This window comes from Marivirga atlantica, assembly GCF_016734805.1.
In the GTDB taxonomy this organism is placed as follows: Bacteria; Bacteroidota; Bacteroidia; order Cytophagales; family Cyclobacteriaceae; genus Marivirga; species Marivirga atlantica.
This window is the reverse complement of the sequence record NZ_JAERQG010000001.1, coordinates 1,370,554-1,389,167: the sequence shown is the minus strand read 5'-3', so window position 1 is coordinate 1,389,167 and position 18,614 is coordinate 1,370,554. Positions and strand designations below refer to the sequence as shown.

General features: G+C 37.3%; 16 protein-coding genes. 9 read left to right on the top strand and 7 right to left on the bottom strand.

Annotation, left to right across the window (positions count from 1 at the left end):
* Nucleotides 1-16: 16 nt before the first annotated feature.
* Entirely contained in the window at nt 17-6,541 is a 6,525-nt protein-coding gene (locus JKP34_RS06215; RefSeq protein ID WP_201918788.1) for a Calx-beta domain-containing protein, read from the bottom strand.
* 667 nt (nt 6,542-7,208) lie between these two features.
* Here JKP34_RS06215 and JKP34_RS06210 point away from each other — a divergent pair.
* The 7 genes from JKP34_RS06210 to JKP34_RS06180 are packed head-to-tail and all read left to right on the top strand — an operon-like array spanning nt 7,209 to nt 10,799.
* The gene (locus JKP34_RS06210) at nt 7,209-7,430 is read left to right on the top strand and encodes a type 1 periplasmic-binding domain-containing protein (RefSeq protein WP_201918786.1); all 222 of its coding nucleotides are present in this window, start codon (nt 7,209-7,211) and stop codon (nt 7,428-7,430) included.
* A complete protein-coding gene (locus JKP34_RS06205; protein WP_201919342.1) occupies nt 7,414-7,632 on the top strand; it encodes a substrate-binding domain-containing protein in 219 nt (72 codons plus the stop codon). Before JKP34_RS06210 ends, JKP34_RS06205 begins: the two co-directional genes overlap by 17 nt.
* 19 nt (nt 7,633-7,651) lie before the next feature.
* Nucleotides 7,652-8,311 carry an HAD family hydrolase gene (locus JKP34_RS06200; protein ID WP_201918784.1) on the top strand — a complete coding sequence of 220 codons (660 nt, stop codon included), beginning with the start codon at nt 7,652-7,654 and terminating at the stop codon, nt 8,309-8,311.
* Nucleotides 8,308-8,955 (top strand): DUF4159 domain-containing protein, encoded by a 648-nt coding sequence (locus JKP34_RS06195; RefSeq protein ID WP_201918781.1) that lies wholly within the window; start codon nt 8,308-8,310, stop codon nt 8,953-8,955. Before JKP34_RS06200 ends, JKP34_RS06195 begins: the two co-directional genes overlap by 4 nt.
* 38 nt (nt 8,956-8,993) lie before the next feature.
* Complete coding sequence (locus JKP34_RS06190; protein WP_201918779.1) at nt 8,994-9,632, top strand: hypothetical protein; 639 nt, start codon at nt 8,994-8,996, stop codon at nt 9,630-9,632.
* Nucleotides 9,619-10,320: a DUF6048 family protein gene (locus JKP34_RS06185; RefSeq protein ID WP_236664904.1), complete on the top strand. Its 702-nt coding sequence runs from the start codon at nt 9,619-9,621 to the stop codon at nt 10,318-10,320. Before JKP34_RS06190 ends, JKP34_RS06185 begins: the two co-directional genes overlap by 14 nt.
* Nucleotides 10,321-10,379: 59 nt before the next feature.
* Nucleotides 10,380-10,799 (top strand): arsenate reductase family protein, encoded by a 420-nt coding sequence (locus JKP34_RS06180; RefSeq protein WP_201918775.1) that lies wholly within the window; start codon nt 10,380-10,382, stop codon nt 10,797-10,799.
* Here the strand turns inward: JKP34_RS06180 and JKP34_RS06175 are convergent, their stop codons facing one another.
* Both JKP34_RS06175 and JKP34_RS06170 read right to left on the bottom strand, forming a co-directional pair.
* Complete coding sequence (locus JKP34_RS06175; protein WP_201918773.1) at nt 10,800-12,263, bottom strand: porin family protein; 1,464 nt, start codon at nt 12,261-12,263, stop codon at nt 10,800-10,802.
* Nucleotides 12,223-12,771, bottom strand: coding sequence for an RNA polymerase sigma factor (locus JKP34_RS06170; protein WP_201918771.1), 549 nt, complete (start codon nt 12,769-12,771; stop codon nt 12,223-12,225). The genes JKP34_RS06175 and JKP34_RS06170 overlap by 41 nt, the downstream gene beginning before the upstream one ends.
* A 48-nt stretch (nt 12,772-12,819) precedes the next feature.
* On the opposite strand from JKP34_RS06170, the gene JKP34_RS06165 reads away from it, so the two are divergent.
* Nucleotides 12,820-14,139: a type IX secretion system plug protein gene (locus JKP34_RS06165; RefSeq protein ID WP_201918769.1), complete on the top strand. Its 1,320-nt coding sequence runs from the start codon at nt 12,820-12,822 to the stop codon at nt 14,137-14,139.
* Here the strand turns inward: JKP34_RS06165 and cas6 are convergent.
* The 4 genes from cas6 to JKP34_RS06145 all read right to left on the bottom strand — a co-directional run bounded on the left by cas6 (nt 14,108) and on the right by JKP34_RS06145 (nt 17,547).
* The gene (gene cas6, locus JKP34_RS06160) at nt 14,108-14,890 is read right to left on the bottom strand and encodes a CRISPR-associated endoribonuclease Cas6 (RefSeq protein ID WP_201918767.1); all 783 of its coding nucleotides are present in this window, start codon (nt 14,888-14,890) and stop codon (nt 14,108-14,110) included. The genes JKP34_RS06165 and cas6 overlap by 32 nt on opposite strands.
* A 63-nt stretch (nt 14,891-14,953) precedes the next feature.
* Complete coding sequence (gene ychF / locus JKP34_RS06155) at nt 14,954-16,051, bottom strand: redox-regulated ATPase YchF (RefSeq protein WP_201918765.1); 1,098 nt, start codon at nt 16,049-16,051, stop codon at nt 14,954-14,956.
* A gap of 12 nt (nt 16,052-16,063) precedes the next feature.
* Nucleotides 16,064-17,155, bottom strand: coding sequence for an AI-2E family transporter (locus JKP34_RS06150; protein ID WP_201918763.1), 1,092 nt, complete (start codon nt 17,153-17,155; stop codon nt 16,064-16,066).
* 65 nt (nt 17,156-17,220) lie between these two features.
* Nucleotides 17,221-17,547: a DUF3276 family protein gene (locus JKP34_RS06145; protein ID WP_201918761.1), complete on the bottom strand. Its 327-nt coding sequence runs from the start codon at nt 17,545-17,547 to the stop codon at nt 17,221-17,223.
* Nucleotides 17,548-17,700: 153 nt separating this feature from the next.
* On the opposite strand from JKP34_RS06145, the gene JKP34_RS06140 reads away from it, so the two are divergent.
* Nucleotides 17,701-18,606 carry a DUF58 domain-containing protein gene (locus JKP34_RS06140; RefSeq protein ID WP_201918759.1) on the top strand — a complete coding sequence of 302 codons (906 nt, stop codon included), beginning with the start codon at nt 17,701-17,703 and terminating at the stop codon, nt 18,604-18,606.
* Nucleotides 18,607-18,614 lie beyond the last annotated feature (8 nt).

Below are 18,614 nucleotides of genomic sequence, written 5' to 3'. Positions count from 1 at the left end.
GAATGTTTTTCAGTTATTATCTAGCGATAAATATTGTACCCTTATTTGATCCATTAATAGTAATAGGCTGACCATTAGTCATAGTGCCAGCAATCACCCATACGTAGGCGCCAGTAGGTTGATTAACCCCGTTTTTCTTTCCATCCCAACCGATTTCTGTTAATTCCTGAAAACTATCAGATTCAAAAACGAGATTTCCTTCTCGGTTATAGATTCTAAAGCTAATGGACTGAACACTAGCTCCTCCTCTAATGAGTAGCAAATCATTTACCCTATCATTATTAGGTGTAAATAAAGTTGGTAGCAATAACTCATCTGAAAGAATAGAGAAACTTTGACTAACATCTTCAGCTGGTAGATACGAATTGTTCCCTGCCTGGCTAGCTGTCACAGTTACAGTACCAACACCTTCCAAAAGGATGACTTCATTTGATAAAGTAGCTACACCATTGACAGGATCTGTTGAAATAGTAAAGGTAATCGGCTCATTAGAATCACCACCTGTGGCTTCTAAAACCACCTCTCGATCGCTTAATCTTTTATCATCTATTGGATTAAACGTAATAGTTTGGGGCAATTGGTCATCGTTATCAGTGATGGTAATAGTGGCTGTTGATTCCGCTGCTATTGAAGCTGATGTATTGCTAACACTTTCTAACGATAACTGGACTGTTTCATCTTCTTCAACCTCATTATCAGCCCTCACTACTACTGGAATGGTGATTGAACTTGTTAAAGAAGGGAAAACTATCGAGGTACCTATTGCCTCATAATCATTTGATTCGGTTGCTGTTCCACTAATAGAAAAAGTCAAATTCACCTCATTAGCAAATTGCTTCGTACTAGAGATGGTAAACAAACCATTTACATCATCTTCGGCTGCCTGATCGGTAGCTTCAAGGGACAAAACAGCCTCATCATTATCTGTTATAGTATAGGTATACATTGTAGTGGTACCCAATATGGCATTGTTAGGGTTAGCAAGTGTCACAATAACTGTTTCGTTCTGTTCCACTATTTCATCATCCACAATTCCTGTTATTTCGAGTGTGCCCGATGTGTTTCCTGCCGCTATTGTCAGCGTGCCGTTGGTCAACGTGTAATCTGTTCCACTTCCTGTAGCTGTGCCTGTAACCGAATAATCAACCGTAACAGGGATAGCAGCACTTCTTGTTAATTCAACAGCAAATTGGTGAGAAGAAATGGCTTCAGAACCATTACCTTCAGTACTTGTAAACTGTATTTCGGTTATATCATCATTCAAAATGGTCACAACTGCTCCGTCAGTAATGTCAATCGGTAAAGAAGTGCCAGAGAGGTTGCTGAGTGATATATTTACTGACTCATCTATTTCTACTTTAGTATCAGCGGTTGGTGTAAGTGTGAAAGTTTGCGTTTCTCCTTCATTACCGGCAAATGTTAACTTCTGATTACTAATCGGTGTGTAATCAGCATCTGCAGTTGTAGCTGTGCCATCTGCAGTGCTTACATCTACAGAAAAACCACCAACCACTTCAGCGTTTAATGTTGCTGTGAGTGTAATAGCTCCATCATCTTCATTGCCACTCACATCTGATATGGTGACCATTGCTTCATCATCGTTAGTTAATGTAATAGTAGCCTGATCGGTAATATCAACTGCTAAACTGGTAGATGCCAGATTAGACATGCTTACGCTGAATGTCTCATCCACTTCTACTTTTATATCTGAAATTGGAGCGATTGTAAATGCCTGTGTTTCCCCAGCTGTACCAGCAAAAGTCAACGTTCGGCTCGTTAAAGCCGTGTAGTCATTATCAGCTACTGTTGCTGTTCCATCTGCTGTACTCACATCTACTGTAAATCCACCTTGCACCTGAGCATCTAGCGTGGCTGTCAGCGTAATGGTACCGTCATCTTCATTAGCACTTACATCTCCTATGGTGACAGCCGCTGCGTCATCATTGGTTATGGTTACCGTAGCAACGTCTGAAATGGTGATAGGAAGACTAGTACCAGTAAGGTTTGACAAACCAACTGTAAAAGTTTCATTAGACTCATACTTGGTATCTGCCGTAGGAACTACAGTAAATGTCTGTGTCTCTCCTGCAGTTCCTGTAAAGGTTAAGGTCTGTCCGGTGATAGCTATGTAATCTCCATCTGCGGTAGAGGCACTACCATCTGCAGTAGCAACCTCTACTTTAAACCCTCCTTGCACCTCTGCATTCAACGTGGCTGTCATTGTGATTGAACCATCATCTTCATTGCCACCTACATTTGCAATGGTTATTGCAGCAGTATCATCGTTATTGATAGTTACTATTGCATTGTCACTGATATCAATCGTAAGTGCTGTCCCTGAGAGGTTGGACATGCTTACCGCTACAGTTTCATTGCCTTCTAGTTTTGTGTCTGCATTGGGTATAACTGTAAAGGTTTGTGTCTCTCCTAAATTACCGCTGAAAGTGAGTGTTTCACTCGTTACGGCTGTGAAATCACCATCTGCAGTTGTTGCCGTACCATCTACAGTACTAACATCTACAGAAAAACCACCAACCACTTCAGCGTTTAATGTTGCTGTGAGTGTAATAGCTCCATCATCTTCATTGCCACTCACATCTGCTATGGTGACCATGGCTTCATCATCGTTAGTTAAAGTGATAGTGGCCTGATCGGTAATGTCAACTGCTAAACTGGTAGATGCCAGGTTAGACATACTGACTGTCAGGTTTTCATTAGGCTCTAGCTTAGTATCCGCAGTAGGCACAACTGTAATGTTTTGTGTCTCCCCAGCTGTACCAACGAAAGTCAATGTTTGGCCCGTTACAGCTGTATAATCATTATCAGCTACCGTTGCAGTGCCATCTGCTGTACTCACATCTACTGTAAATCCACCTTGTACCTGGGCGTCTAATGTGGCTGTAAGTGTAATGGTGCCGTCATCTTCATTAGCATTTACATCCGCTATGGTAACAGCAGCTGCATCATCATCATTTATGGTACCTGTACCTGTATTATCCGAAATGACCACATTAGTACCTGTAGGGTTAGAAAGTGTCAGAATCACCGTCTCATCAGGTTCTAACATGAGATCTCCTGATACAACCACATCGATAGTTTTACTGGACTCTCCTGCTGCAAAACTCAAGGTTCCTGAAGTAGCGGTGTAGTCCGTACCTGCTGTAGCAGTACCATCAGAAGTAGCATAGTCAACCGTAGCACCACCTGATGGGGCCGGCTGAGATAGCGAAACAGTGAAGGTAAGATTACTTGAACCAGTGTTGCCTTCCGTTACTGAAGGGTCATTGGTAGCAATCTCCGTTTCATCTGTAGTGGTAAAACTCCAGGCTGTTGTACTGATGATTCCACCATATGCATTGCCCGCTTCGTCTTCAAATGCTCCATTGTCGAGTAAAATATAGTGCTCTGTATTTAAAGCCAGGTCAGTAGTATTATCAAAAGTGACCTCATTTCCTGAAACAGAAACAATGGTATTATTAGTAACATCAAATGTCCTAACTACTCCATCATCACTTACTCTATGGACGGTCAGGTTACCACTATTGACCACTACATCTTCATTGAATGTGATGACAAAATTTGAGCTTAAACTAACATCAGTAGCATTATCTGCTGGACTTAACGTACTTACTGTTGGTGCAGTATTATCTATTGTATAGGTATTATCATTAGTTCCTGTTGGAGTTGTAACTACCAACGGGTTTCCAGCGACATCCGTTATGTTCTGACCACTTGCAAAAGACAAGGTAACATCGCCATTCAAACTAGCCATATCTCCACCAGAAACGGTGACATCATAGGTGGTACCTGAACCAACTACCCCAATAGACTCTCCTGTAGGACCGGTTACCTCAAAATCTGCATCATTTACAGCTGTGACATTTGAATTAAATGTCAACCTGAAAACAAGGGCGTCCGCATTAGTTGGTGTATCGGTTGGATTTTGTCTCGCGATACTTGTGACCGCTGGAGCCGTATTATCCAATAGATAGGTATTAATATTAACTACAGTTGGAGTCATATTCGTGAGCGCATTGCCTGCTATATCTGCAATATTCTGACCACTGGCAAAACTTATAGTGACCGTACCCTCATAAGAGACCATATTTCCTCCTGAAATAGTAATATCACGTATAGACCCTGTACCTGTCACTCCAATAGATGCTCCGGTTGGTCCTGTAACTTCAAAGTCATTTAAGTCAGCTCCCGAAATATCTTCAGAGAAAGTTACTCTGAAAGTAACTGCATCCGCATTAGTAGGGCTTGAACCAGGTGTTTGTCTTTCAATTCTGGTAACTCGTGGGGCTTCTGTATCGACTAATACATCCGTAGTAGAGCCAACACCATTTAGCGTTAAAGTAGCATCATTTCCAGAGGCATCTCTAAAAGTAGCACCGTTAGCAGCTATACTACCAATAGAAATTCCATCAGTATCTGATTCACCAGCCTGAATAGTATAACGAAATAAAATTGAGCTTGAACCTGAACCACTCACATAGTCGGCTTGACGAGCTGTAGCGCCTATTGTTAAACCTAACTGGGGTAGTCCGCTGGCAATTGTGACATTTTCGTTAAAGTTGACGGTAAAGTCAAGATTTTGCCCCTGTGTGTAAGTGTTATTAGTTGGTACACTTACCGAGCTGACAACTGGACCAGTTGCATCCACCAAAATACCGGTTGTATTTCCCACACCATTGAGTGTTAGGTTAGCATCAGTGCCGAAAGCATCTCTAATAGAGCCTCCATTAGCTGCCAACGTTCCGATGCTGATTCCATCAGCGTCCTGGTCACCCGATTGCACCGTATAGCGAAATACAAGAGAACTGGAGCCTGAACCACTGATATAGGTTGCCTGGCGGGTAGTGCTTCCTATAGTAATAGCCAGTTGGGGAGTGCCACCTGTGGTGACTACGTCTACATTTTCGTTAAAATTTACCGTGAAGTCTAGGTTTTGATTGATGATATAGGTGCCATTGCCTGGAACGTTTACTGAACTAACAACAGGAGCTGCTGCGTCTTCATCTTGAATGGTAATAGTAACCTGCTGCGTTCCACTTTCAATAGAATTGGTTGGCACGTCCATATCAATGATAATGGTTTCATCTCCCTCTTCAATACCGTCAAACAGTGAGGTGATGCGAATACTGTCCATAATTTCTCCACTCGTTAGCGTAATGGTAGAGCTTGTAATGCTGTAATCAGTGCCACCACCTACAGCTGTACCAGAAAAACTAAGTGGAATATCAACTGTTTTACCTGATATCCTGTCTAACTTACCTCTAACATATACTTGTCCTCCGCTCTCATCGGTAATAGGGTTGTAAATAGAGAGTACCTCTAGTGAAGCATTTGGTTGAAAGGCAGTATCATCATTTGAAATAGTACCTGTTCCAGATGCATCAGAGATGGTAGCATTTGTTGGGCTTGATAGATTAACCGTAAAGGTTTCATCATTCTCATCCAGGGTCTCACCATTCACCAGTACAGTTACAATCTTGCTCGTTTGACCTGGCGTAAAAGATAATGATCCACTGACCGATGTATAGTCAACTCCAGCAAGAGCAGAACCGTCTGCAGAAGCATAATTCACCCCGATGGTCTCACTGCTGGGATTCGATAGTGATATGGTAAATGTAAAATTCGTAGTGCCTGCAATACCTTCGTTCTGTGTGACATCATTAATGGTAATTGTTGGCTGGGAGTCATCATCCGTAATTGTTAGCGCTACTGAGGAAGGGCTCCCAACCGTAGCGCCAGAAATAGTTGTTGAATTAATGGCTACGTTGAGCGATTCACCTCCAGGCTCGTATATAACATCTGATGTCATGTTCAAAGTGATAGATCCCGTAGTACTCCCACCTGAAATAGTGATATCTCCAGAGCCGGTATAGTCTACTCCGGTTGTTGCTGTGCCAGTAAATTGAAGAGGCACTGTCAGATCTGAACTTGGCGCGGAAGATGCTGTTGCTGTAACAGTGATCGACCCACCAGTTTCTAAAGCGGATGTTGCAGAAGATGAAAGTGTTACTTCGGGAGTAGAGGCTGCAGCTGTTACATTCACTCGGAAAACCATATCCAGCGTGCTTTGTGCTCCTCCGTTAAAATATAAAATTCCTTCTGAAAAAGCAGATCCTCCACTCTGGTCATAAATAAGGTTATTTGCTGCGGATACTTGTATCGTATAAGTGTTTCCACTAGTGACAGAAAACCCTCCAGATGAAACATCAAAACTTTCAAAGTTATTCAAACCTGATCCTGCTGATGCTAACCCAGTAACAGAAGTCCCCACCTGAGTTCCTCCTGTTCCGTTACCCTCAAACAATTCAATAGAAAAAGAAGTATCAGCACCTCCCCATTGTAACTCAACTGAAGTTAAATTTCCGCTGCAGTCTGCAACAAATGAATTAGCCAGGTTGCCTGTCGCAAAATTGGTGTTTGTAGTATTGGAGTTACCGTCCGTACATTGCCCATGGGAATAGGTTGAAATTCCGCCTGTAAAAATCAGGACCAGAATTAGTTTCAGTAATTGTTGTTTTATCATTAAGTAATAATTTTCGTTAGGATATTTATTTGTTCAAATACAGTGTCTGAATGAATACCGATCATACTATCAGTAAAAACTCGTTTTCAGACATATTTAGCTTTAGTAGACTCAAAAAATTAAGAGTTACCTATCCTTATTAAACCCAACTGACAGTCGGTTTAGCGTTGGAAAAAGCTGTTCGTTTAAACTATTTGATTTTTATAATTGAGGGAGAGGACCCGCAAGGTAATTTGTAAAATTCTTTCATATTTCTTTCTGTTATATAGTTTGTTAGTCTAGTTAGCAAATAAAATGTATTTTAAATAGGGACAACTCTATTTATTCTATGAAGTATTCCAAAAAATCGTTGAGTCAGTCCTGTTTTACTTGGTGTTAATCAGACTTACTTCACATAAAGTTCATACCATATTGTCTATCTATTAGGTAGAATTCATTTACTTTGCTCAAAATCCATCAAATGAAACATTCCATTATCATATAAATACTGGCTTTTAGCGTAGTAATTCGCGATCAGGAATCTTTTAAAGCAATTACGTTCAACATTCGCTTTGCTAATACAGGAGATGGCATTAATCAGTAGAAAAACTGAAAATCACATGTAGCAGGTTTCTTAATATTTCAAACCCCAGATGTAATCGGTATATAGGAAGCAATTTATTCGGAGGTGCAGTATCTGACAGCATTACTCGAGAACAATTTACTGATCGATGCGAGGTTAATCATCTCAACAGGTTACGAGAGTGATCAGTTCGATGAGCAGGTCATTGAAAAATTCTTAATGCTACTCAAAAAGGTAGATGGTATTTTTGCATTGAGTAACCCTATTGCAGCTGTAGCTTTAGTAAAGCTAAAAAAGACATGGAGTAAAAATATCAGAAGAAATTAAAATAAACTGTTTTAGAAATGATCCAATTAGGGAATTGATAAAGCCAAACCTTTCTAAAATTACACAATTGCCATTGGAAATGGGGGTAGAAGCCATTAATTTGCTGATGGAAACTATGAAAGACCAAGGAGCTAAGCGTAAAACTGTTCGTCAGGTTTATAAAGAGGCTTCACTTTTTCCAAGAGAGTCAACCATAGGGTAAATAGTAAAGTGTAATTCAAGTGTCTGTGAATAAGTTCCCTGCTAAAAAGGCTTATATTTTTGATATGGATGGAGTAATAGTTGATAATATTACTTACCATATACAAGCATTAAAACAGTTTCTTGCTCAGTTTGGTCAAGAAGTGGATGACGAATATTTCCAAAAACATCTCAATGGCAGAACTATGCAAGAAGTAGTTCTTGGCCTAAAACCAGATGCCTCGCAGGAGGAAATAATGCAGCTGACAGAAAAAAAAGAAAGTATTTACCGAAGCTTATACAGAGAACATCTTAAACCAACAGATGGATTAATCTCATTTTTAGAAGAAGCCAAAAATGCTGGTATCTTAATGGCAGTAGCCACTTCTGCAATTACAAGTAATGTTGAATTCACGCTTGATGGCTTGCACTTAAGAAAGTACTTTAATGCTATAGTTGATAGCACTATGGTTTCACGTGGCAAGCCTGATCCTGAAATCTACCTTAAAGCAGCATCAACCCTCGCATGTGAGCCTCAAGATTGTTTAGTATTTGAAGATGCCCTTGCTGGCATAGAATCAGCTCACAATGCTGGTATTGAAGTGGTGGGTTTGGCTACTTCTCTTAACTTTGAACAATTACCTGACAAGGTGATTCTGAAAACAAAAGATTTCACTCAACTATCCGTTACTAATTTATGATAAGGATCGTATTCATTCTTCTTTGTTTTACAAGCTTGGCTAATGCGCAACAGATTAAAGTTGCTAAAGTAAAATACAATGGAGGTGGTGACTGGTATGCTAACAAAACAGCCTTACCTAATCTGATTGAGTTTTGCAATGAAACACTTAACACTAAAATTGACAGTAAGGATTACATAGTAGAAGTTGGTGGACAAGATCTATATCAGTATCCTTATATATATTTAACAGGTCATGGTAATGTTGTATTTTCAGATGCTGAGGCCAGGAATTTGAGAGCTTACTTAATTGGTGGTGGTTTTTTACATATTGACGATAACTATGGTTTAAATCCCTTTATCAGGCTTGAAATGAAGAAAGTGTTTCCTGATAAGGAGTTTGTTGAAATCCCTTTTGACCATCCTATTTATCATCAGAAATTTGATTTTGAAGATAGTTTGCCAAAAATCCATGAGCATGACGGTAAGCCCGCACAAGGGTTTGGAATCATTTATGAAGGACGACTGGTTTGCTTTTACTCCTATGAATCTGACTTAGGAAACGGCTGGGAAGACCCAACAATTCATAACGATCCAGAGGCTGTTCGTCAAAAAGCTCTGAAAATGGGGGCCAATATTATCTCTTTTGCATTTACTCAAGAATAAGGTCTGGTTTTTGCTGCAAAGCTTTTAATTTCGCAACTATGAATAAAGTGTTTTTCAAGCTTATCACATTCGGATTAATTCCTACGCTGATTCTGGCAATGTTTTCATGTGAGCCATGCGAAGAGTGTGGACCAGAGAATGCTTCTCCATATTTTAAATTAACTATTTTAAATAAAACTTCTTTAGACACACTTAATGCAGATAATACCCGCTTTAAAAACGATTTAACGACTACAAAAGAGGCACTCAACAATCCTGAATTCTCTGGTAAAAGCGATTCATTAAACGCTCAAGTAGCCATAATAGAAGACTCTATTGATATTTTAGCTGATTTAATTAGAATTACAAAGGCCAGACTTATTAGCATTGAACAGATTAATGGGGAAAGTAATCTGTTTGAAAATGCTCAAGGTGGTGACAGTCTTGTAAATTTTAGAATTCCATTAGACCCCAACAATACCTTTTCCGATTATATAATAAAAATTGAGGGAACTGACCAATCAAATAATCTTTCTGTTTCATATACTTTAAAAGATTCGGTAATTGAAAGTAGGATAACCAAAGCAGCTTTCGATTTTAAAGTTGAATCTCATAATTATGATTCGATCAATGGGCCAAGAGGTTGTTCAAAAGAAGTATGCATTAGCAATGAATTGACACTATATGTTGAAATCTAAAACTCTATTACTTTTATTATTTTGCTCATTGCAAGCATTTTTAGTCAACGCTCAGTCAGAAGAAACTGAACAAGAGATAGACACTACAAAAAAGAAAGTTATTGAAGTAGGCCTTACTTTTGACTATTTAAAGCTACATACTTTGGCATTAGATAATAGTAAAAAGTGGGAAGGTGCTTTCAATATAAATCTGCTAAACCATTATGCCTTAATAGTGGAAGCAGGCATGTCAACACTTAGTCCTAAAGACGCCTACTATAATGCTAACTATATTTCTGAAGGCACCTATTACAGACTTGGATTTGACTATCAAACAAATATTAACCCGACAAATCTCATCATGTTCGGGTTAAGGTACTCTGGATCAAACTACTCAGAAAATATCACATATAGCACTACCAATCCATTATTTGAAGGACAAATAGGAGAAATAAAAAGAGAGGAATTATTCGCTCACTGGTATGAGTTAGTAATCACTTCTGAAAAAAACGTGAGAAGAATATTTAAAAACGACATTAAGGATTTTCTTTCTCTAGGCTTTAAGTTTAGATTAAAATCATATCTCAAATATTCTCAGTTCGAACTGGCAGAAACCAAGCAGATTCCTGGCTTCGGCAGTACAGTGAACAAACTTAATCCTGAAGTTAACCTCTTCATCAAATTCAGGATTCCCATTTTAAAAAATTAGAAAGTTCCACACTTGTTATTCTTTGGCAAACACTAGGCTTTAATTACTGTTGTATTAGTATGAGTAATAAAAAACGAATGGACATGGAAATTAATTTTATATACAACAGCAATGCATTACAGGAGCGTGAAGCCTTGGGCTACGTTAAATCTTTAGGCAACCATAAAATCAATGAAACCGATGTTTACAATAATGCATTAACTGAAAGAATGCTAGCAGACATTGCTCGTAAATTGAATGTTATGGTAAGTGACTTGCTCGACCCTGAGAATGACAAATATAAAGACGAGCTCAAAGATGCAGATTTCGAGGATAACGATATACTTAAAATGATTTGTGAGGATTTTTCTCTCCTAAGAACTCCTATAATGTTATTTAAGGAAGGCGCCAAATTTGTTAAGAGCCCTTACGACACAAACAGCATTGATATGGCTTTAGAAGACATTCAATCTACCATGGCCAATTCAGACGAGAAATAATTAGAAGATATATTGAAAACTCATATTAACACTCGCAAATGCAGGTGTGCTACTGAAGTTTGCTGAATTCGTAGTTACGTCCATCAAAGCTTTCTTATAGAGAGGAGTCAATGTTAATCCATAATGTTTATTAATATCATAGCTTAACTCCAAGCCCAAAGTGCCACTTGCAAAAGTGTTTCTGTAAGATTTCTGATCATTGGCATCAAAACTAATAGCCTTTATTTGTTCGCTAGAACCTGTTATAGTATTAGACAAAATAAAGTCAGCAGTTGCTCCGGCAACCAGACCAACACCAAATTTGCTATTTAAAAGCTTATATGTCGCGAAAACCGGTATAGAAAGAATTTCGAAGTTATTATTAAGATTATAAGTAGAAGTAACATTTAGTATTTTACCATCGCTAACTTCTACCGTACTACTAGCACCATGATAGGGTAAAAATTCATCACTATTTACATCTCTTATAACCGTGCTACTTTGAGAGGAAGATCTGTAGTTACCATACTGCAATCCTGATTTGATCGTCCATCGCTCACTTAGTCTTAAACCGAAGTTTATACCATAACTTAATGATATATTACTTTTTATCGGTGCTGAACTCAAATCTTCCACTATCTCTCTTTCCGGACTATCAGCAGAAGAAAAAGACCTACCGGCAGAACCTGGGCTATTAAGTGAAGATACTGTGGAATTTACAGGAGCCGAGGTAATATTTGTGTTAGGATTAAAACTACCCGAACCAAAGTTTAAATTAGCTTGAAAATTAACCGACTCCTTCTTTTTATTAGATTCCAACTCACTTACTGCAAAGTAAGAAACCTCCTCAACAGGAATATCTATTGGAGTCCATTTGGTTTCGGTTTCTGGATTGATATAAGATTTCTGAGCTAAGGCAATAGCTTCATTAGAAGTTAAAATATCATTATTGAGAAACACATTTTGAGAAGAGATATTTTGGGACTTATTCAGACCTTCAGATGACCTTGTAGCCACAAACTTTTGTCCTTTATCAGCACTACTAGAAGTTTCATTTCGCTTTAATGAGCTAGACTTATTTGAACTTCTTGAAGCTAGTAAATTTAGGTCTGTTCTTTTAGTTACTGAAGGAACTTCAGCGGTATAATTGTTATTAAGCCCTGCTTGCAATACCAAGCTACTACCATTTAAATCGATAGGTTCAATATCATTTACATTGGCAAACTCTTTAAAGCTATTGCCATTAAAATTGAAGTAAAGCGAAACCAACGCAATTAATAAAATAGCCGCTGCAGTATTTCTATACCACAATGCTCTCTTCTTCATTTTGGCATTATCAGCTCTTAAAAGCTCCGTTTCAATACCCTCCCATACATTTGAAGAAGGTTCAAAAGCTGCCTCGCTAAATCTTTGCTTTAAAGATTTATTAAAATTGTCCCTATCGTTATTGAATTCTTTCATTCCCCCACTTAGTGTTCTTTTCAATATATTCCATCAGTAGTTTTCTTGCCCTGGAATATTGAGATTTACTTGTGCCTTCACTTATAGAAAGCATTTTTGCTATTTCTTTATGTTGATAACCTTCAACTGCATATAGGTTAAAAATTACCTGACAGCCTGTTGGTAGTGTTTGCACCATTTCCATCAACTCTTCCATTGCCAAATTTTCAATAGAAACGGCTCCAAGTCCTTCCTTTAGATCATCTACATCCACCATAGGATATAAATAGAGTTTATTTCTTTGATGATTTAAGGCCGTATTGACAATAATTCTTTTTATCCAGTACCCTATACTCGAATCTTGCCTGAAATTTTTTATGTGCTGAAATACCTTAATAAAGCCTTCTTGTAATATATCCTCCGCCTCTTGCGTTGATTTAGAATAACGCATAGCAACAGCCATCATGCCTGAGGCATACTGCTTGTAAAGCTGGTATTGGCTTTTTCTGTCACCTTTTTGGCAACCTTTTATAATTTCAATGGCTGTTGACATATTGAAACCTTTCGGATTCTCTTATCTTTAGACCCAAATTAACAATATATGGTTGGAATCAGAGAAAATTTTTATCGATTACTTTTATTTACTTTTTTAATTTTCATCCAAAGTTGTGTTCCTGTTCAACCGACAAGTAGTAATTCATCCTCAGCTAATTACCCACAACTACGCTTCGAAAATACCACTTATGACCCTGATATTAAAACGGTTCAGTTGTTTCGCTTTGAAGGTGAGCAACAGGTAGCTCTTAACAATCCAACCATTCAATTGGATAAAAATGAGGGCCTATTCTTGACATTTGATGATTTAAGTAATCAGCAGCAATTATATCAGGCTAAAATTATACATGTAAATAAAGATTGGACGAAAAAGAGCCATGTACTCCCAATGAATTATTTGGGAGAATATAATCAGTTTGCCATTAGAAATTATGAGTATTCTTTTGATACCAAAGTTCCCTATATCCACTATAGCCTTCAGCTACCTCAAGTAAAAGTGACTGGTAACTATTTACTAGTAGTATACCGAGGTAGCAACTCTGAAGATATTGTGCTAAGTGAAAGATTTAGAGTCTACGAAAATTTAACGCAAATAAGTTATAAGATTGTACCATCTAATCTTGTGAAGAATAGAAGAAATATGCAAGAAGTCGAGTTTGAAGTTAATTTGAATGGAGCTAATATTTTAAATAGAGGATCGGACATATATCCGGTAGTTAGACAAAACAATAATGAGCTAAACGCTAAATATTTACAGAGTCCACGCCATATTGAATCTGACAAACTTATTTATTCTTTTTTCGATGGCCAGCTAAACTTCCCTGGAAGCAATGAATTCCGATTTATTGATATTTCAACGGTAAACTTCAGAGGCACTAATATTGCCTCAATCAATAAAGAGAGCTCTCCTATTAGTATGATTGCGGGAAAAGATACTGACCGTTCTAATCAGGCTTACAGGGAATGGGAAGATAGAAACGGTAAATTCTTAATTGGCAATAGAGAAAGACAAACTGATGAATTAGTGAACGATTACATTGATGTAACTTTTCGCCTAGATGTAGCACAGCAGGATGAACCCATCTATATTGTTGGTGAATTCAATAACTGGGAGATCAATAGCAAGAGCAGACTTAAATTCAACACTTTAACCGGTATATATGAAAATTCATACCTCTTAAAACAAGGCTATTTAGAGTATTTATACTACAGCAAGGAAGCTCCACATTATGAATATGAAGGTAGTTATGTAGATACCGAGAATGAATATGATATCGCTATTTATTATAGCAATCCACAATTAAGATATGATCAGTTAATTGGCTATACGCACTTTAACTCACGAAGTGCCCGTCAAAATAGGTAGTTGTTTCAGTACCAGGTTCAATATTAGTTAGGTCAACCATACCGAAGCCTTTATTATTAAATAAGCCAAGACCGTTGTTGAAAATATGTTTTTGTACTTCGACAGGAGCTTTCAGAGTGAAGGGTAAAGTATATCCTCTTACTTCAAAAGGTACATCCTGATCATATAATGGATATACCCGTGAATATTTTTTACCGTGGCTCTCAATCCTTTCAACATAATCCTCATCAGGCTGAAATTCTATATCACCTCCAAGATCTTTCCCATTCAAACCATCTGAAATTCTCTGTGCCAGTAATTCGGAAAATTCTATTGATTGTGGATGAATAAATTCTTTCGCTGAATCATCAGAAAATTCAGGAGATAAAAGAATGATAGGTGAAATACAGATATAGTTCATTTCCTCTTTGAAAGTTATCTCCGGCTCAAGCTCAACGGACAATGGCTTTAACACCAGATTTCGAACTTTAAGTGCTTCAAAAGAAAATATTGTTTGAATTAGCGAGTCTATAAACTCTTTATTCTCACAAGAAAAAACTATTGTAATTTTATTACTGTAGAAGTGCAAACCACTCTTACTAACCTTGGTTTGCCCTTTGAGTCCTGAAAAATTGTAATTCTTAAAATTCCTTAAATCATCATCACCACACTTACTTACCAAACCTTTGAAGAGCCTGTATAAATAATACTGGTGATGAAATGGAACTGAAGCCCCCTTTTCCTTATTTTCAAATATCAACCTTACTCGCAAACCATACAATTTTGCAAGTAGACAATAAGGTAGCTGCTATTGTTTAATAAATAATGAAAAAAATCAGACATTGAACCTGAAGTGCATTATATCACCATCCTGTACAACATATTCTTTTCCTTCAATAGCCATTTTTCCGGCCTCTTTACAGGCATGCTCTGTTTTATATTTCTGATAATTTTCGAGCTTTATAACCTCAGCCTTAATAAAGCCTTTTTCAAAATCAGTATGTATAACACCCGCAGCAGCAGGAGCTTTCCACCCTTTTTTGATAGTCCATGCTCTAACTTCTTGCTTACCAGCTGTGAAGTAGGTAATTAAATCTAATATTGAATAGGAAGCTCTTATAAGTTTGTTTAAGCCTGATTCCTTCAAACCATACTCATCAAGAAACATTTCTTTTTCTTCTTCATCATCGAACTCAGCTATTTGAGCTTCAATAGCTGCGCTTACAATAATTACTTCTGCATTCTCATCCTTCACATGCTCTTTAAACTCTTCAACGAATTTGTTGCCATTTACAGCTGCTGACTCTTCCACATTAGTTACATAAATAACTGGCTTATCGGTCAACAACATCAAATCTCGAACCGGCTCTTTTTCTTCTTTGCTCAAATCGAGCGTTCGTGCATTTTTACCAGACTCAAGGGCTTCCTTATACTTGTTAAGAATTGCGAGTTCAGCTCTCGCTTTAGCATCTCCAGATTTTGCTACTTTTTCAGTTTTCTGAATCTTCTTTTCAACAGAATCAAGATCTTTAAGCTGAAGCTCGGTATCAATAATATCTTTATCAGCAATAGGATTTACCCGGCCTGCTACGTGTGTTATATTATCATCCTCGAAGCAGCGAACTACATGTACAATGGCGTCTACTTCACGAATATTGGCTAAAAATTTATTCCCTAGTCCTTCACCTTTACTAGCACCTTCTACTAGCCCAGCAATGTCAACGAATTCAATGATAGTAGGAATAACCTTTTCCGGATTCACCAACTCTTCTAGAATTTCTAAGCGCTCATCAGGAACACTGATAACACCAACGTTTGGTTCAATGGTACAAAAAGGAAAGTTGGCAGCTTCTGCCTTTGCGTTAGATAATGCGTTGAACAAAGTTGACTTCCCAACATTCGGAAGGCCTACAATACCACATCTTAAACCCATCTATAGTAATATTTAATTCTGAAAAATCTTATACTGGCTATACCCTTTATAAAGCTCCACAAATACCACGCGGATAACTGTGTAAGCTGGAATAGCGGCAATCATACCCACTACCCCTGCCAGGGATGCGCCCGCAAAGATAATAACAAAAATTTCTAATGGGTGAGCTTTTACACTTTTTGAGAAAATAAGCGGTTGTAGAACAATATTATCAGTGATTTGAACAACCGCAAATACTGATACTATCTTAACTAGTAGAAAGAGTAATTCATTGTTCATTTCAAAAAGACCTCCGGTAGTTACCCCTACAATAATACCAAAGAGCGAACCTAGAATAGGGCCTGCATAAGGAATAAGATTGGCAACAGCTGCAAATACAGCTATAGTTACTGCATATTTAACACCAAATATACTTAGGCCTACCGATGCAATTGTAAATATAGAAACCATTTGAAAAAGCAAACCCAATAGGTAATTAGACAACAGACTCTCTATTTTGTAAATAGCACCAATAGATACCTCAAAATACTTGTTAGGGATAAGCGAAATAAAAGTTCTTCTTATTAACCCCTTTTCATAGAGCATGAAGAAACTGATAAAAGTTACCGCCAAAATGGCTATAAAGAAACTACCAGTAAAAGAAATGAAATTATTGATGAGTAGACTGAAATCTAAGGTCTGAACAAAGTTGAGAATATTGGTTCTGAGAGTATCAATAATAAAACCTTTCTCGCCTATTGAAGGAATTGATTCTATTAAGAATGCTTCAACTGCTCTTATAGGTTCTGACACACTTTTATAAAGTGCATCATAATCCAGCTTATTTAAGATGTTTATCTGTTCTGATACTAAAGGTATAAACAGACCTATGAACAAAACAATAAATCCTATAAGGCTAGCGAATCCAATAAGAATAGTTAAAAACTTTGGAATTTGATAGCCGAAAAAATAAACCTTCTGTAGATAGTTGGTAAGTGGCCTTAAAATGGTCGTAATAATTAAGGCAATTACCAGGTAAACTAAAATATCAGTAAACAGCAACCCAAAAAGGTAAATGGCAGCTGCACTTCCTAGCAAATAAAGTATTGGTCTAAGTCTGTTCACAGCACTAAGATAATACTTAAAGGCTACAAAAAAAGGCCCTCTTTTAAAGGGCCTCTTTTGCTATTTTAATTCCAGGAAAGGTTATCGCCTTCGCTGTCGCTCTTCTCTTCAGAATATTCCCTATCGAATTCAGTAAAGTCAAATTCAGGCATCAACTCTGTTTTTATGTGGTCAACACTTTCAGTTAATGCGCTCACAAATTTGTTAAAGTCTTCTTTGTAAAGAAAGATTTTATGTTTCTCATAAGTGAAACCATCTTCCTTGTATTTCCTCTTACTTTCGGTGATAGTCAAATAATAATCGTTGGCTCTGGTTGTTTTTACGTCAAAAAAATACGTCCTCTTACCTGCTCTAATCTTCTTTGAAAAAATTTCTTCTTGTTCTCTTTCCATATAGCTCACTATATTGCAACATCAAAATGTTGCCAACTACTAAGTTTAATTTTAATTAACAATTTTAAATATAGTATAATAGATTTCACAAATGCAAATCGGTTCATTCAAATTGAAGAATGATAACCTTAATTTAAAATAGACAATACCCGTATGAAGATATCCTTCGAAGAGCTACCTCACCTACCAAATATTGATCTACTCGCTAAAAAATTAGTTGAAGGATTTATTACGGGTTTGCACAAATCGCCATTTCATGGATTTTCCGTTGAATTTGCAGAACATAGACTCTATAATACTGGTGAAAGCACAAAACATATTGATTGGAAGGTGTTTGCCAGAACCGATAAGCTTTTCACCAAACAGTATGATGAAGAAACTAATTTAAGAGCATACATCATGGTTGATAATAGTTCTTCCATGTATTATCCATCAGAAAATAAAGGCAAAATAAAATATGCTGTTTTAGCGGCAGCATGTCTCTCTTATCTTTTACAAAAGCAAAGAGATGCTGTAGGACTAATAAGCTTTTCGGATAAAATAGATTTGTTTACTGAAGTAAAATCAACACAATCGCATTTACGCAATCTATTCACCCACTTTCAACATTTGCTTGAGCAAGAAAGCTCTCAAAAAACTACCGCCCTCGCAGATACTATTCATACAGTAGCAGAAAAAATACATAAGCGCTCACTAGTTATTATTTTTAGTGATTTGCTCACTGCCAATAATGAGCTGGATGAGTTCTTCCAAGCCATTCAACATTTAAAGCATAAAAAACACGAAGTATTGTTTTTTCAAATTAATGACCAACAAACAGAGCTTGATCTCGGTTTAGAGGACAGACCTTATTTGATTGAAGATCTTGAGAGCGGCAATCAAATGAAGTTAAACCCTTCAGATGTTAAAGATTGGTACAAGGAAAAATCTGAAGCATATTTCAAAGAAATTGAATTAAAGTGTCAACAATATAAGATTGACCTTACTAAAATTGATATTAACGAAAATATAGAAAAAGCGCTGGCTTCCTTTTTAATTAAGAGAAGTAAAATGCGCTAAAACAAGAT

Coding starts and splice junctions, on each gene's coding strand:
- JKP34_RS06215 (WP_201918788.1), bottom strand. CDS start 6,541: ATGATAAAACAACAATTACTGAAACTAATTCTGGTCCTGATTTTTACA.
- JKP34_RS06195 (WP_201918781.1), top strand. CDS start 8,308: ATGATAAGGATCGTATTCATTCTTCTTTGTTTTACAAGCTTGGCTAAT.
- JKP34_RS06190 (WP_201918779.1), top strand. CDS start 8,994: ATGAATAAAGTGTTTTTCAAGCTTATCACATTCGGATTAATTCCTACG.
- JKP34_RS06185 (WP_236664904.1), top strand. CDS start 9,619: ATGTTGAAATCTAAAACTCTATTACTTTTATTATTTTGCTCATTGCAA.
- JKP34_RS06180 (WP_201918775.1), top strand. CDS start 10,380: ATGAGTAATAAAAAACGAATGGACATGGAAATTAATTTTATATACAAC.
- JKP34_RS06170 (WP_201918771.1), bottom strand. CDS start 12,771: ATGTCAACAGCCATTGAAATTATAAAAGGTTGCCAAAAAGGTGACAGA.
- JKP34_RS06165 (WP_201918769.1), top strand. CDS start 12,820: ATGGTTGGAATCAGAGAAAATTTTTATCGATTACTTTTATTTACTTTT.
- ychF (WP_201918765.1), bottom strand. CDS start 16,051: ATGGGTTTAAGATGTGGTATTGTAGGCCTTCCGAATGTTGGGAAGTCA.
- JKP34_RS06145 (WP_201918761.1), bottom strand. CDS start 17,547: ATGGAAAGAGAACAAGAAGAAATTTTTTCAAAGAAGATTAGAGCAGGT.
- JKP34_RS06140 (WP_201918759.1), top strand. CDS start 17,701: ATGAAGATATCCTTCGAAGAGCTACCTCACCTACCAAATATTGATCTA.